Genomic DNA, 14,134 nt, shown 5'->3' with positions numbered 1-14,134 from the left:
GGAGCCAACCCATGACACCCGACACCCTTGACGACGAACGCGCCGGCGACGCCGAGCGCAACGAAGCCGGCGCCGATGGCGGTTACCGCGTGCCCGGTCTCGAACGCGGCCTGAGAATTCTGATGCAGTTCTCGCCGCGCGAGCCCGTGCTCGGCGCGCCCGAACTGTCGCGCCGTCTGAACATTCCGCGCACCACGGTATTCCGTCTGCTGCAGACGCTCGAATCGCTCGGCTTTCTCGAACGCGCGGACAAGGACCGCAACTATCGCCTCGGCATCGCGGTGCTGCGTCTGGGCTTCGAATATCTGAGCTCGCTGGAATTGACCGATCTCGGTCTGCCGATCATCGAAGCGCTGCGCAACGACACCGGCCTCACGAGCCACATCGTGATTCGCGACGGCCGCGACGTCGTGTTCGTCGCGAAGGCGCAAAGCCATGCGCCGATTTTCAGCTCGGTGAAGGTCAACGTCGGCACCCGCCTGCCCGCGTATGCGACGACCCACGGTCAGGTACTGATGGGCGACCTGACGTTCGAAGAACTGAAGAAGCTGTACCCGGAACCGGAGCTCGAGCGCTTCACCGCGCAAACGCCGGCCACGATCCATGAGCTGTACGAACGGATTCGCGACGACGCGCGGCGCGGTTTCGCGATCAGCGAGTCGTCGTTCGAACGCGGCATTTCGGTGGTCAGCGCGCCGGTTCGCAACGACACCAACCGCATCGTCGCGGTGATCACGACGACGATTCCGCGCCGCGAGATCGACGCGGAGCTGCTCGATCACGGTCTCGTCGACAAGGTGCGCCGCGCAGCCGACGAACTCTCGCAGCGACTCAATTACCGGCCGAAGTCTGGGCCGAACGGTGGCAACACGTACATGAAGGCATTGGGGCTCTGATGATCCAAATCGATTTGACCGGACAGGTCGCGGTGGTGACGGGCGGTTCGTCCGGCATCGGCCTCGCAACCGCCGAACAGTTTCTGCGCGCGGGCGCATCGGTCGCGATCTGCGGCCGCGATACCGGCCGTCTGCAAGACGCGCAAGCCGCGCTGACCGGCAAGGTGCCGGGCGCGCCATTGCTCGCGCAGCGCTGCGACGTGCTCGACGCGAACGACGTGGACGCATTCGCGCAAGCGGTGCGGGAGCGCTTCGGCCGCACCGACATGCTGGTCAACAACGCCGGCCAGGGCCGCGTGTCGACCTTCGCGGACACCAGCGACGAAGCATGGCGCGAAGAACTCGAACTGAAGTACTTCGGCGTGATCCGTCCGACCCGCGCGTTCCTGCCGATGCTGCGCGACACCGCGAGCGCCGGCCGCAACGCGGCGATCGTCAACGTGAACTCGCTGCTCGCGCTGCAACCGGAGCCGCATATGGTGGCGACCTCGTCGGCGCGCGCGGGCTTGCTGAGCCTGACCAAATCGCTCGCGGTCGAATTCGCGCCGCAGCGGATTCGCGTGAACTCGATCCTGATCGGCATCGTCGAGTCGGGGCAGTGGCGTCGCCGTTACGCGACCCAGGCGGCCCCCGGCCAGAGCTGGGAAGACTGGACCGGCGAACTGGCGCGCAAGAAAAACATTCCGCTCGGCCGCTTCGGCCGCCCCGAAGAAGCCGCACAGGCGCTCTTTTATCTGGCTACCCCGCTGTCGTCGTACACGACTGGCAGTCACATCGATGTTTCTGGAGGCGTTGCACGACATGTCTAACAAAACTACCGTTGGCGAGCTGATCGCCGCCTTTCTCGAGCAGTGCGGCGTTCAAACCGCATTCGGCGTGATCTCGATCCACAACATGCCGATCCTCGACGCGATCAACACGCGCGGCAAGATCCGCTATGTCGGCGCACGCGGCGAAGCCGGCGCGGTGAACATGGCCGACGGTCTCGCGCGCGTCTCCGGCGGCCTCGGCGTCGCGTTCACCAGCACCGGCACCGCGGCGGGCAACGCGGCGGGCGCGATGGTCGAAGCACTGACCGCGGGCACCGCGCTGCTGCACGTGACCGGCCAGATCGAAACCGAATATCTCGATCAGGACCTCGCGTATATCCACGAAGCGCCGGATCAACTGTCGATGCTGCAATCGATCTCGAAGGCCGCGTTCCGCGTGCGCTCGGTCGAAACCGCGCTGCCGACGATCCGCGAAGCGGTGCGCGTTGCGCAAACGGCGCCGAGCGGCCCGGTCAGCGTCGAGATTCCGATCGACATCCAGGCCGCCGAAATCGAATGGCCGAACGATCTGGCCGCGCCGCACGTGACCACGCTCACGCATTGCAGCGACCGTGTGAAGCAACTGGCCGAGCAACTGGCGCAGAAGAAGCGTCCGCTGCTGTGGCTCGGCGGCGGCACCCGGCATGCGCGCGCGGCGGTCGAACGTCTGGTCGCGCTCGGCTTCGGCGTGGTGACCAGCGTGCAGGGCCGCGGCGTGCTGCCCGAAGATCATCCGGCCACGCTCGGCGCGTTCAACGTGCACGCGGCGGTCGAAAGCTTCTACAAGACTTGCGACGCGCTGGTGGTGGTCGGCTCGCGTCTGCGCGGCAACGAAACGCTGAAGTACAAGCTCGCGCTGCCGCAGCCGCTGTTCCGGATCGACGCCGATGCGCTCGCCGACAACCGCGGCTATCGCAACGAGATGTTTATCCACGGCGACGCCGCTGCGGTGCTCGACGAACTCGCGACGCTGCTCGAAGGCCGCCTCAAGGTCGATCCGCAATTCGCGCAAGATCTCGCCGCCGCCCGCGAAAGCGCGGTCGCCGACGTCAGCAAGGGCCTCGGCCCGTACAAGCGCCTCGTCGACGCACTGCAGGAAGCCGTGGGCCGCGACTACAACTGGGTGCGTGACGTGACGATCTCGAACAGCACGTGGGGCAACCGCCTGCTGAAGATCTTCAACGCGCGCGCGGGCGTGCACGCGCTCGGCGGCGGCATCGGCCAGGGGATGCAGATGGGCATCGGCGCGGCGCTTGCTGGCAACGCGGCGAAGACCGTCGCGCTGTGCGGCGACGGCGGCCTGATGGTCAACGTCGGCGAACTCGCCACGGCCGTGCAGGAAAACGCCAACGTGATGATCGTGCTGATGAACGACCAGTGCTACGGCGTGATCCGCAACATCCAGGACGCGCAATACGGTGGCCGCCGCTGCTTCGTGCAACTGCACCAGCCGGACTTTGCCCAGTTCTGCGAAAGCCTGAAGCTGCCGCACTACCGGATCAAGTCGCTCGACGACGCCGCGTCGATCATCCGCGAAGGGATGGCGCAGACGGGTCCGGTGCTGGTCGAAGTGGACATGCTGTCGGTCGGCTCGTTCACCACCGCGTTCGCGGGCCCGCCGGTCAAGAAAGAGGAGCCGGAACATGCATGAAGCCTGCTACGCGGGCCAGCACGCGCCCGTCGATATCGCGATGATCGGCTTCGGCGCGATCGGCCAGACCGTGTATCGCTCGGTCGTCGCCGATCCGGCGGTGCGCGTGTCGCACGTGATCGTGCCCGAGCATCAGATCGCGTCGGTGCGTGAAGCGGTCGGCGCATCGGTCGATGTGGTGTCGTCGGTGCCGGCGCTGAGCCGCAAGCCCGAGTTCGTGCTCGAGTGCGCGGGCCACGGCGCGCTGGTCGATCACGTGGTGCCGCTGTTGAAGGACGGCGTCGATTGCGCGGTCGCGTCGATCGGCGCGCTGTCGGATGTCGCGCTGCTCGACGCGCTGGCCGCGGCCGCCGACGCGGGCGACGCGACGCTCACGCTGCTGTCCGGTGCGATCGGCGGCGTCGATGCGATCTCGGCCGCGCGCTTCGGCGGTCTCGACGAAGTGCTGTACACCGGCCGCAAGCCGCCGACCGGCTGGCTCGGCACGCCGGCCGAACAGGTCTGCGAGCTGGCTTCGCTGACCGAAGAGAAAGTGATTTTCGAAGGCAGCGCGCGCGACGCGGCGCGGCTCTATCCGAAGAACGCGAACGTCGCCGCGACGATCGCGCTCGCCGGACTCGGGCTCGACAACACGACGGTGCGGCTGATCGCCGACCCGCACGTGAGCCGCAACGTGCACCGGATCGTCGCGCGCGGCGCGTTCGGCGAGATGTCGCTGGAAATGAGCGGCAAGCCGCTGCCGGACAACCCGAAGACCTCCGCGCTGACCGCGTTCAGCGCGATCCGTGCACTGCGCAATCGCGCGGCGCGCTGCGTGATTTAACGACTCGCTAGACCCGCTTCAAGACCCTGGCCTGATAGCAACCGGAACGACCGACATGACTCACTTCGATACCAGCCTCGTGCCCAACGGCGATATTTTTATCGGCGGCGAATGGCGGCAAGGGCGTGGCAACCCGTATAAAAGCCTGTATCCGGCGGATCAGTCGGTCAACATGGAAATCTCGACGGCCAACGCGGACGACGCGCGCGAAGCGATCGAAGCCGCCGACGCGGCCTGGCGCAAGCCCAACTGGTCGGGTCTGAAGCCGCATCAGCGCGCGCTGATCCTGTATCGGATAGCCGACCTGATCATGGCGCGCCACGAAGCGTTGGCGAACCTGCAGCGCCGCGACAACGGCAAGCCGATCAGCGAAACGCGCGTGCTGGTCGCGAGCGCGGCCAATACGTTCCGCTATTTCGCGGCCTGCCTCGAAACGCTCGACGAAGAAGTCACGCCGTCGCGCGGCGACTATCTGACGATGAGCGTGTACGAGCCGATCGGCGTGATCGCGGCGATCACGCCGTGGAATTCGCCGATCGCGTCCGACGCGCAGAAACTCGCGCCGGCGCTTGCCGGTGGCAACGCAGTCGTGCTGAAGCCGGCCGAAGTGACGCCGCTGGTGTCGCTCGCGCTCGCTCGCATCTGCGAGGAAGCGGGCGTGCCGAAGGGCGTGGTCAGCGTGCTGCCGGGCAAGGGCTCGGTGATCGGCGACGTGCTGGTGCGTCATCCGCTGGTGAAGAAGGTGTCGTTTACCGGCGGCACCGAAGTGGGCCGCGGAATCGCGCGCATCGCGGCGGACAAGCTGATGCCGGTCTCGCTCGAACTGGGCGGCAAGTCGCCGACCATCGTGTTCGACGACGCCGATCTCGATCACGCGGTAAACGGCGTGCTGTACGGCATTTTCAGCTCGTCGGGCGAGGCGTGCATCGCCGGCTCGCGGCTGTTCGTGCAGCGCTCGATTTACAACGAATTCATGCAACGCCTGGTGGCTGGCGCGAAGAAGCTGCGCGTCGGCGATCCGTCGCGCGAGAACACGCAGATGGGTCCGCTGATCACGCAAGCGCATCGCGAGACGATCGAACGCTATGTCGCGCTCGGTCTCGAAGAGGGCGGCCGTCTGCTGTGCGGCGGCGAGCGTCCGGTCGGCGACGGCCGTGAAGCCGGCACCTATTTCCAGCCGACGATTCTCGAAGGCCTCTCGAACGACGCGAAGATCTGCCAGGAAGAAATCTTCGGCCCGGTGCTCGTCGCGATGCCGTTCGACGACGAAGCCGCACTCCTGAAGGAAGCGAATAACAGCGTGTTCGGCCTCGCCGCCGGCATCTGGACGCGCGACTACAAGCGCGCCTACCGGATCGCGCGCGGCCTCGAAGCCGGCACGATCTGGATCAACACCTACAAGCTGTTCTCGATCTCGACGCCGTTCAGCGGCTGGAAAGAGAGCGGAATGGGACGCGAAAAAGGCCGTCTCGGCATTCGCGAATACATGCAACAGAAGAGCCTCTACTGGGGCTTGAACGACGCGCCGCTGGCGTGGGCGAACTAACGCGGGCAACGAAGAGGCACGTTATGACGATTCTCGGCATTGAACAGATTACTTACGGCGTGACGGCGCTCGCTACCTGTCGGCGTTTTTTCGCGGACTGGGGCCTGAAAGAGACCGCGCACGACGACACGCACGCGCGCTTCATCACGCAGAACGGCTGCACGGTGCTGGTCGTCGATGCGAACGACGCGTCGCTGCCGCCCGCGTTCGAAGAAGGCCCGACGCTGCGCGAAGTGACGTGGGGCGTCGCCACGCAGGCGGAACTCGACGAACTGCGCGGCCGCTTCGCCGGCCAGCCGGGCCACTTCGAAACCGCTGACGCGGTCGGCTGCATCGATCCGAACGGGATGGCGATCCGCGTCGAAGTCACGCGTAAATGGGCGCTCGACGTGCAGGGTTCGCCGTCGAACGTGTGGGGCCAGACGCTGCGCGTGGATCAGCCGTCGCCGATCTACGAACGCGCGGAGCCGATCGAAGTGGGCCACGTGGTGTTCTTCACGAACAACCTCGCGGAACAGGAAAAGTTCTATCACGAGCTGCTCGGCTTCGAGACCTCGGACCGTTATCCGGGCCGCGGCGCGTTCATGCGCTGCGCGCCGCACGGCGGTCACCACGACCTGTTCCTGCTGGCGCTGCCGAACGGCAAGCGCGGGCTGAACCACGTCGCGTTCACCGTACGCGATATCCACGAAGTGTTCGGCGGCGGGATGCACATCAACCGTTGCGGCTGGGAAACCCAGCTCGGCCCGGGTCGTCATCCGGTGTCGTCGGCGTACTTCTGGTACTTCAAGAATCCGGCCGGCTCGCTGATCGAGTACTACGCGGACGAAGACCAGTTGACGCCGGAATGGCAGCCGCGCGAGTTCGAACCGGGCCCGACCGTGTTCGCCGAATGGGCGATCGACGGCGGGATCGACGGCAATACCCGGCGCCAGAAAGATGCGAAGGCGCCGGAGGGCAAGTTCATGACGGAGCGCAAAAATGACTGACGCTGCTACCGAAAAGGCGCAAGCCGCGCATGCCGGGCTCGACGCGCCGCGCACGATCGTCGTGATCGGCGGCGGCCAGGCGGCCGGCTGGATCGTGAAGACGCTGCGCAAGGAAGGCTTCGACGGCCGCCTCGTGATGATCGCCGACGAAGTGCATCTGCCGTACGAGCGCCCGCCGTTGTCGAAGGCGGTGCTCGCCGGCGAAGCGGACATCGACACGGTGCGTCTCGTGAAGCCCGACGATTTCGACGCGCTGAACGTCGAAGCATGGCAGCCGGATTGCGCGACCTCGATCGATCGCGAGCAACGGATCGTGCGTACCCAGTCGGGTCGTGAAGTGCAGTACGACCGCCTCGTGATCGCGACCGGCGGCGCCGCGCGCCGTCTGCCCGACGCGTTGGTGAAGACCTCGCACATCGCCTATCTGCGCACGCTCGACGAAGCGGTCGCGCTCGGCGAACGGCTGCGCGCGAGCAAGCGCGTGCTGGTGATCGGCGGCGGCTGGATCGGTCTCGAAGTCGCGGCGACCGCGCGCAAGCTCGGCGTCGCGGCGAGTGTGGTGGAAGGCGCGCCGCGTCTGTGCGCGCGCTCGCTGCCGCCGCTGGTGTCGAACTTCCTGCTGGAGTTGCATCGCGCGAACGGCGTCGACGTGCGGCTGAACGCGGCGCTGGTCAAGCTCGAAGATCACCCGAACGACGCGCAGCGGATTCGCGCAACCTTCGCCGACGGCTCGACGCTCGACGCCGATTTCGCGGTGGCGGGCATCGGCCTCGCGCCGCACACGGCGCTCGCGCAGGCGGCCGGCGTGAAGGTCGACGACGGCATCGTGGTCGATCACTTCGGCGCGACCGACGACCCGCGCATCTTCGCGTGCGGCGACGTGGCGAACCATCCGAGCGCGTGGCTCAAGCGCCGGGTGCGGCTCGAATCGTGGGCGAACGCGCAGAACCAGGCGATCTCGACCGCCAAAGCGCTGCTCGGCACCTTCGAGCCGTACGCGGACATTCCGTGGTTCTGGTCCGATCAGTACGACGTGAATTTGCAGATCCTCGGCGACATTCCCGCCAATGCGCAGCTCGCGGTGCGCGGCGATCTGCCCGGCAAACGCGCGACCCTGTTTTATCTGGAAGACAACGCGATTCGCGGCGTGATCGCGATCAACACCCCGCGTGAGCTGAAGCTCTCGCGCAAGTGGATGAACCAAGGCCGGACCATCGACCTTGCCACCCTGACTGACGCCTCAACGGCGCTTGCCTAACCACTTATACGGACGGCACCCTGGCATGAGAACCATCGATAACACTACCGGAGACCGTAGCAGCGCCGGCGTTGCAGGCGCGGTTACGCAGGGCTCGATCATCGCCCGTCTCGAGCGGATGCCGCGCAACCGGTTGCAGGTGCGCGCGCGGATTCTGATCGGACTCGCGACTTTCTTCGACGGCTTCGACGTGATCGCGATCGCGACCACGTTGCCGCTGTTGATCGCGAAGTGGAACCTGACGCCGTGGGACATCGGCTTTTTGCTTGGCTCGGGTTCCGTAGGACAACTGATAGGGGCGTTCCTGTTTCCGTGGTACGCGGAACGCGCGGGCCGCGTGAAGGCGATTGCGCTGAGCTCGGGGATCATCGGCATTACGAGTATTGCGTGCGGTTTCGCGCCGACCTTCGCGGTGTTCGTCGCGTTGCGCATCGTGCAGGGTCTCGGGCTCGGCGGCGAATTGCCGGTGGCCGCGACCTACATCAACGAAATCAGCCGCGCGCATGGCCGTGGACGTTTCGTGCTGCTGTACGAGATCGTGTTCCCGATCGGCCTGCTCGCGTCGAGCGCGATGGGCGCGTGGATCGTGCCGCGCTTCGGCTGGCAGGCGATGTACTTCATCGGCGGCGCGCCGTTGATCCTGTTCTTCGTGCTGCGCAAGCTGGTGCCGGAATCGCCGCGCTGGCTCGCGGTACGCGACCGGATGGCCGAAGCCGATTCCGCGGTGCTTGCATTCGAACGCGCGGCCAAGGTGCCGCTGCCGCCGGTTGCCCATGCGCAGGAGTTCGACGAGATGGTCAACCGCCATCCGAAGCGCCGCGTCGCGGATCTGTTCGGCAAGGCCTATCTGAAGCGCACGCTGGCGGTCGCGATGCTGTGGATCACCTGCGGCTTCATCCAGTACGGTCTGTCCACCTGGCTGCCGACGATCTACCGCACCGTCTATCACGCGCCGCTGCAACTCGCGCTGAATCTGGCGGTGGCCGCGTCGGTGCTCGGCGTGCTCGGTTCGCTCGCCTGTGCGCTGCTGGTCGATACGGTTGGCCGCAAGCCGATCATCAACATCTCGTTCCTGCTGTGCGCGATTTCGCTGGCGGCGGCGGGTGTGCTGCATAACTCGTCGGTGTACGTGGTCGCGACCTGCTGCGCGCTGGCGCTCGGCTTCCTCGCGAGCGGCTTCATTACCGCTTACGTGTATACGCCGGAGCTGTACCCGACCAGCATCCGCGCGATGGGCTGCGGAGTCGGCGGCGCGTGGCTGAAGGTGGCGGCGATCTTCGCGCCGACGATCGTGTCGAAGACGATGATCGGCGGCAACCTGGACGTCGCGTTCTATATCCTCGCGGCGGTGCCGTTCCTCGCGGCGATCGCGGTGCACCTCCTCGGGATCGAGACGAAGGGCAAGGTGCTGGAGCAGCTGGAGGCTTGATGCCCGAGCGGTATTGCTCACGCAGCAGTCAGTAGTGAAATAAAAGGCGCACCCTCGGGTGCGCCTTTTGTCTTTGCCGCGCCGCGTTGCGCGTCACAACGCCTTGCGATACACGACGAAGCCCGACTTCTCCGCCACCTTGTCGTACAGCCGCATCGCGGTGTGATTGGTCTCGTGGGTCAGCCAGTACACGCGCTCGGCGCCGTCGGCCTTCGCGCGCGCATACACCGCTTCGATCAGCGCGCGGCCGACGCCTTTGCCGCGTTCGCTGTCGAGCGTGTACAGGTCCTGCAGATAGCAGGTCGGGCCGGCCATCGTCGTGTGACGGTGATAGAGGAAATGCACGAGGCCGAGCAGCTGTCCTTCGCGTTCCGCGACGAACGCATGCATCGGCTCATAGCCGTCGAAAAAACGGTTCCACGTAATGTGCGTGATTTCGCGCGGCAACGCGGTCTCGCCGGAGCGGCCGTAGAACGCGTTATACGCGTCCCACAGCGGCAGCCAGGCGTCGAAATCGTCACGGGTGACAGCGCGAATCTGCGGCGAAGCGGACATGGGCGAGGTTCCTGAGCGGTCGGCGGGCGGCGGCGCGCCCGCTGAAAATTGATGAACCGTCAGGATAGGAAATTCGTCGCACGATTGTTAGCTCCACGACCGGCGCGAAACCTGGGACCACGCACCCGGCGCAACGCGCCGCGCGCGAGCCAGTCAGTGCTTGCGATGACGCAGTTCGTTGCGAACCTTTTTCGCCGCGAACAGCGGCACGTAGTCGAGCACCCTGGCCTGATGGCGATAGTCGGCGAGCGTTTCGGTGTACATCCGCGACACCGTTTCCGCCGGTGTATCGGTTTCTTCGGCGATGCTTTTCACGACTTCGTCGATTTTCGGCTCGGGCTGCGACATAGGATCTCTCCGGGAAAACGCGGTAGGCGGTAATGGGCGGAACGCGGACAGCAGGTGTCCATTACAGGATGCGATCGGCAAGCCCGCCAATTGAATCGAACTATCGTTTGATTTTGCGCCACAGAGATTTTTTGCTTGCGCAACCGTGCAGGCCCTGCCGGCGGGGCCGCGCGGAAAATCAACGGACCGCGCGGCAATCGACGCCCCGGATATGTGCACCGCGTGCAAGCGGCGCGCGACTATTTGCCCACCTTCTCCGCGACGTGCGCAATCCGGTCGCGCACGATCCCGATCGCCTGCTTCAATGCATAAACGTCCTGAAAGTATTGGTACGGAATCCGGATCAGGCTCGCGTTCGCATCGATACTTTCGATTTCTTCATTCCATTGGGCGATCTGCGCGCGGGTCGGATTAGGGTTTTTCCACACCTCGTCCTCCAGCGCCTTGATCTCGCGATACCAGACCACGAGGCGCTTTTTCATCCGCGTTTCGAGCATCCGCGGCAATGCCTGGCCGAGGCCGATCAGCAGCGCGAGGAACGGCACCAGGATCAGCAGCCGTCGCTCGATCAGGCTCGCGAGCCAGAACGGCAGATAGCGATACAGGAACGGCCGGCCCGATTTGAAGTAGCGCACGCTCTCGTCGGAGATCGGGAATTCTTCGGTGCGCAGATTCGGAAACGTGCCGAGCGGCGTGAAGTAGTCCTCGCCGCCGTGCACGGTGCGCGCCGCGTCGAGGAGCAGATAGACGAGCGCCGGATGCAGCGTGTCCTTCGACACCAGCAGCGCGGTCGCCGCGAGCAGCGTGACGTCGTGGCGCGGCAGGTCGTCGGCGACGCTGGTCGATGCGCGCGGCAACACGATCTTCGACAGCGACGGGAATTTCTGCGCGAGCGCATCGGCCTGCGCGAAGCTCATCAGCTTCAGGTCGCTGGTGAGCAGCGTGCGCTGCATCTCGGCATCCGGCCGGCCGATAAAGAACGCCGCATCGATCTGGCCGCTTTCGAGCCCCTGGTACGCGTCGTTCGCGGCCATCTGCAACAGCGTGGTGTTCTGGTTCGTGATGCCGCTATAGCCGAGCAGCGTCTGCGAAACGTGCAGCAGGCCGCTGCCTGGCACGCCTATCGAAATGCGTTTGCCGCGCAGTTGCGAGAGCCGGTCGATCGTCGTGTCGCCGCGGTAGAACACCCAGATCGGTTCGTACGACACGGCGGCGATCGTTTGCAGCGCGTCGGTGTCTTGCGGCGTGACGGTGCCGGACTGGATGAAGCCGACCTGGTACGCGCTGTCGGGGTCCGTGAGGCGCTGGTAGTTTTCGACCGAGCCCGAGGAGCTGCGAATGTCGAGCTTGATCCCTTCGCGTTTGAGCAGCGGCGCGTAGCGATCGGCAAAGCCGCGATAGATGCCGTTGTCCGCGCCGGTGGTGATGACGATCGTGCGTTGGAACGCCGGTTGCAGCACCAGCGCGACGATCCAGCCCGCTATCGCGAACAGCACGATCGCGCCGACGGTCAGAATACGTCGCCGCGCGCGCGTCATCGGCACGCGCTGACTACGATGGAGCGCCGGGTTAGGTCTGCGCATCGTTACCCATCTCTCTTTGTGTTGATGTGCCTCTGAAGGAGCGCCGCGTCGGTGAATAGCGGGCGCTCCGGCTTATGGTTTATGGCGCTTTACGATACCAGAAGCCCTACCCGAGCGAGCCGGCGTCGCTGCTCAGATCCCGCGCGATGAACTCGACGAACGTGCGGATCCGGTTCGACATCTGATGGCGCGGCGAATAGACCGCGAAGATGTCGGCGTTCGGCGTGTCGTGATCGGCGAGCAGCTGGACCAGCGAGCCGTCGGCCAGATACTGGCGGATGTCCCACTCCGCGCGCATCAGGATGCCGTGGCCGGCGAGCGCCCATTTGACGGCGATCTCGCCGTCGTTGGTGGTCAGCGTGCCTTTGATGCGCACCGCTTCGGTCTTGCGCGCGGCGCCGCGTCCGGAAGTGAGCCGCCACACGCCGTAGGCTTCGTCGCCCTGACGGATGCCGATGCAGTCGTGGCGGCTCAGATCGCGAGCATTTAACGGCGTGCCGCGCGCGGCGAGGTACGACGGCGCCGCGCACAACAGACGCCGGTTCGGCGCGAGGCGGCGCGCGACCACGCGGGTATCGGGCGGCTCGCCGAAACGGATGCAGACGTCGTAGCTGTCGTCGGTCAGCGGCGGCGGGGTGACCGACAGCTGCAACTGCACGGACACCTGCGGGTACTTCGCGACGAAACGCGAAATGGCCGGCCCGACATAACCGCGCCCGAAGCCGAGCGTCGCGTTCACGCGCAAGAGGCCCTTCGGCGTTTGCTTGGCCGCGCCGAGCAGTTCCGCGAGTTCGTCGATCTCGTCGAGAATCCGCCGCGCGTGCGCGAGATACAGCTCGCCTTCGGGCGTCAACATCATCCGCCGCGTGGTGCGGTTGACCAGCGCGACGCCCGCGCGCTGCTCCATCTGCGTGAGCCGCTTGCTGACCGCGGCGGCCGTCAGGCCCAGCTCGCGGGCGGCCGCGCTCAGGCTGCCGCTCGCGGCGAGCGTCGAAAAAAAGCTCAGATCGGCCGGCTGGACGGTGTCGCGCAGCGCGTTGGCAGCCATTTCATTTGTGAATTGAAGTTAAAGATGCTTTGAGTTTAGCACCGGTTTTTAGCCGTGAGAGCGCGCTAGAGTGAAGCCATACACCCTTCACAAAGGACGGAGACATGAAAACCTATCGCATCGCAACCATCCCCGGCGACGGCATCGGCAAGGAGGTCGTACCGGCCGGCGCGCAAGTGCTCGACGCGCTCGCGAACAGCACCCGCGCATTCGCGTTCGAGTTCGAGAACTTCGACTGGGGCGGCGACTACTACCGCGAGCACGGCGTGATGATGCCGGCGAACGGCCTCGACGCGATCCGCGACAAGGACGCGATCCTGTTCGGCTCGGCGGGCGACAAGGACATTCCCGACCACATCACGCTGTGGGGTCTGCGGCTGAAGATCTGCCAGGGCTTCGACCAGTACGCGAACGTGCGGCCGACCCGCATCCTGCCCGGCATCGATGCGCCGCTGAAGTACTGCAAGCCCGAGGACCTGAACTGGGTGATCGTGCGAGAAAATTCGGAGGGCGAATATTCGGGCGTCGGCGGTCGCGTGCACCAAGGGCATCCGATCGAAGCGGCGACCGATGTGTCGATCCTCACGCGCGCCGGCGTCGAACGGATCATGCGCTTCGCGTTCCGGCTCGCGCAGTCGCGCCCGCGCAAGCTGCTCACCGTGATTACGAAGAGCAACGCACAGCGTCACGCGATGGTGATGTGGGACGAGATCGCGCTCGAAGTGTCGAAGGAGTTTCCGGACGTCACGTGGGACAAGGAACTAGTCGACGCGGCGACCGCGCGGATGGTCAACCGGCCGGCCACGCTCGACACGATCGTCGCGACCAATCTGCACGCCGACATTCTCAGCGACCTCGCGGCCGCGCTGGCGGGCAGCCTCGGCATTGCGCCGACCGGCAACATCGATCCCGAGCACCGCTATCCGTCGATGTTCGAGCCGATCCACGGCTCCGCGTTCGACATCATGGGCAAGGGCCTCGCGAATCCGGTCGGCACCTTCTGGTCGGTCGTGATGCTGCTCGAACACCTCGGCGAAACCGACGCCGCGCGCCGCGTGATGCAGGCGATCGAAGCGGTCACCGCGAACAAGGCGCTGCATACGCGGGACCTCGGCGGCAACGCGACCACCGCACAGGTGACCGCGGCAGTGTGCGCGTTCATCGAGCAGGCAGCGGCGCCGGCGGCGAACGCGGCCTGA

Annotated in this window: 13 protein-coding genes; 9 read left to right on the top strand and 4 right to left on the bottom strand. The window is 65.8% G+C overall.

Annotated features, from left to right (window positions below; translation table 11 throughout):
* Positions 1-11 precede the first annotated feature (11 nt).
* From BTH42_RS09735 to BTH42_RS09700, 8 genes are read left to right on the top strand one after another with little or no spacing between them, the layout of a single operon-like run.
* Positions 12-896 carry an IclR family transcriptional regulator gene (locus BTH42_RS09735; RefSeq protein ID WP_075298377.1) on the top strand — a complete coding sequence of 295 codons (885 nt, stop codon included), beginning with the start codon at positions 12-14 and terminating at the stop codon, positions 894-896.
* A complete protein-coding gene (locus BTH42_RS09730; RefSeq protein WP_075298374.1) occupies positions 896-1,705 on the top strand; it encodes an SDR family oxidoreductase in 810 nt (269 codons plus the stop codon). Before BTH42_RS09735 ends, BTH42_RS09730 begins: the two co-directional genes overlap by 1 nt.
* Positions 1,698-3,356: a thiamine pyrophosphate-binding protein gene (locus BTH42_RS09725; protein WP_075298675.1), complete on the top strand. Its 1,659-nt coding sequence runs from the start codon at positions 1,698-1,700 to the stop codon at positions 3,354-3,356. Before BTH42_RS09730 ends, BTH42_RS09725 begins: the two co-directional genes overlap by 8 nt.
* On the top strand, positions 3,349-4,179 hold the full coding sequence (locus tag BTH42_RS09720; RefSeq protein ID WP_075298371.1) for an aspartate dehydrogenase: 831 nt from the start codon (positions 3,349-3,351) through the stop codon (positions 4,177-4,179). Before BTH42_RS09725 ends, BTH42_RS09720 begins: the two co-directional genes overlap by 8 nt.
* 55 nt (positions 4,180-4,234) lie before the next feature.
* The gene (locus BTH42_RS09715; RefSeq protein ID WP_075298369.1) at positions 4,235-5,725 is read left to right on the top strand and encodes an aldehyde dehydrogenase; all 1,491 of its coding nucleotides are present in this window, start codon (positions 4,235-4,237) and stop codon (positions 5,723-5,725) included.
* 23 nt (positions 5,726-5,748) lie between these two features.
* Positions 5,749-6,714, top strand: coding sequence for a VOC family protein (locus BTH42_RS09710; RefSeq protein WP_075298366.1), 966 nt, complete (start codon positions 5,749-5,751; stop codon positions 6,712-6,714).
* Positions 6,707-7,972, top strand: a complete 1,266-nt coding sequence (locus BTH42_RS09705; RefSeq protein WP_075298363.1) for an NAD(P)/FAD-dependent oxidoreductase — start codon at positions 6,707-6,709, stop codon at positions 7,970-7,972. Before BTH42_RS09710 ends, BTH42_RS09705 begins: the two co-directional genes overlap by 8 nt.
* Positions 7,973-7,997: 25 nt before the next feature.
* Positions 7,998-9,401 (top strand): MFS transporter, encoded by a 1,404-nt coding sequence (locus BTH42_RS09700; protein ID WP_075298360.1) that lies wholly within the window; start codon positions 7,998-8,000, stop codon positions 9,399-9,401.
* 93 nt (positions 9,402-9,494) lie between these two features.
* On the opposite strand, the gene BTH42_RS09695 is transcribed toward BTH42_RS09700, so the two are convergent.
* The 4 genes from BTH42_RS09695 to BTH42_RS09680 form a co-directional block, all read right to left on the bottom strand.
* Positions 9,495-9,956, bottom strand: coding sequence for a GNAT family N-acetyltransferase (locus BTH42_RS09695; RefSeq protein ID WP_075298357.1), 462 nt, complete (start codon positions 9,954-9,956; stop codon positions 9,495-9,497).
* Positions 9,957-10,109: 153 nt separating this feature from the next.
* Positions 10,110-10,304 carry a DUF3562 domain-containing protein gene (locus BTH42_RS09690; protein WP_075298354.1) on the bottom strand — a complete coding sequence of 65 codons (195 nt, stop codon included), beginning with the start codon at positions 10,302-10,304 and terminating at the stop codon, positions 10,110-10,112.
* A 239-nt stretch (positions 10,305-10,543) separates the two neighbouring features.
* The gene (locus tag BTH42_RS09685; protein WP_075298352.1) at positions 10,544-11,842 is read right to left on the bottom strand and encodes a TAXI family TRAP transporter solute-binding subunit; all 1,299 of its coding nucleotides are present in this window, start codon (positions 11,840-11,842) and stop codon (positions 10,544-10,546) included.
* A 151-nt stretch (positions 11,843-11,993) separates the two neighbouring features.
* A complete protein-coding gene (locus BTH42_RS09680; RefSeq protein ID WP_075298672.1) occupies positions 11,994-12,920 on the bottom strand; it encodes a LysR substrate-binding domain-containing protein in 927 nt (308 codons plus the stop codon).
* Between the two features lie 119 nt (positions 12,921-13,039).
* On the opposite strand from BTH42_RS09680, the gene BTH42_RS09675 reads away from it, so the two are divergent.
* Complete coding sequence (locus tag BTH42_RS09675) at positions 13,040-14,134, top strand: tartrate dehydrogenase (protein WP_075298349.1); 1,095 nt, start codon at positions 13,040-13,042, stop codon at positions 14,132-14,134.

It is taken from the genome of Burkholderia sp. SRS-W-2-2016 (assembly GCF_001931485.1).
Taxonomy (GTDB): Bacteria; Pseudomonadota; Gammaproteobacteria; order Burkholderiales; family Burkholderiaceae; genus Paraburkholderia.
This window is presented reverse-complemented; position numbering and strand designations above follow the sequence as displayed.

What these genes read in the sequence shown, in the direction of transcription:
- BTH42_RS09705 (WP_075298363.1), top strand. Translation starts at nt 6,707, where the DNA reads ATGACTGACGCTGCTACCGAAAAGGCGCAAGCCGCGCATGCCGGGCTC.
- BTH42_RS09725 (WP_075298675.1), top strand. Translation starts at nt 1,698, where the DNA reads ATGTCTAACAAAACTACCGTTGGCGAGCTGATCGCCGCCTTTCTCGAG.
- BTH42_RS09695 (WP_075298357.1), bottom strand. Translation starts at nt 9,956, where the DNA reads ATGTCCGCTTCGCCGCAGATTCGCGCTGTCACCCGTGACGATTTCGAC.
- BTH42_RS09720 (WP_075298371.1), top strand. Translation starts at nt 3,349, where the DNA reads ATGCATGAAGCCTGCTACGCGGGCCAGCACGCGCCCGTCGATATCGCG.
- BTH42_RS09710 (WP_075298366.1), top strand. Translation starts at nt 5,749, where the DNA reads ATGACGATTCTCGGCATTGAACAGATTACTTACGGCGTGACGGCGCTC.
- BTH42_RS09690 (WP_075298354.1), bottom strand. Translation starts at nt 10,304, where the DNA reads ATGTCGCAGCCCGAGCCGAAAATCGACGAAGTCGTGAAAAGCATCGCC.
- BTH42_RS09700 (WP_075298360.1), top strand. Translation starts at nt 7,998, where the DNA reads ATGAGAACCATCGATAACACTACCGGAGACCGTAGCAGCGCCGGCGTT.
- BTH42_RS09730 (WP_075298374.1), top strand. Translation starts at nt 896, where the DNA reads ATGATCCAAATCGATTTGACCGGACAGGTCGCGGTGGTGACGGGCGGT.
- BTH42_RS09685 (WP_075298352.1), bottom strand. Translation starts at nt 11,842, where the DNA reads ATGACGCGCGCGCGGCGACGTATTCTGACCGTCGGCGCGATCGTGCTG.
- BTH42_RS09715 (WP_075298369.1), top strand. Translation starts at nt 4,235, where the DNA reads ATGACTCACTTCGATACCAGCCTCGTGCCCAACGGCGATATTTTTATC.
- BTH42_RS09675 (WP_075298349.1), top strand. Translation starts at nt 13,040, where the DNA reads ATGAAAACCTATCGCATCGCAACCATCCCCGGCGACGGCATCGGCAAG.
- BTH42_RS09735 (WP_075298377.1), top strand. Translation starts at nt 12, where the DNA reads ATGACACCCGACACCCTTGACGACGAACGCGCCGGCGACGCCGAGCGC.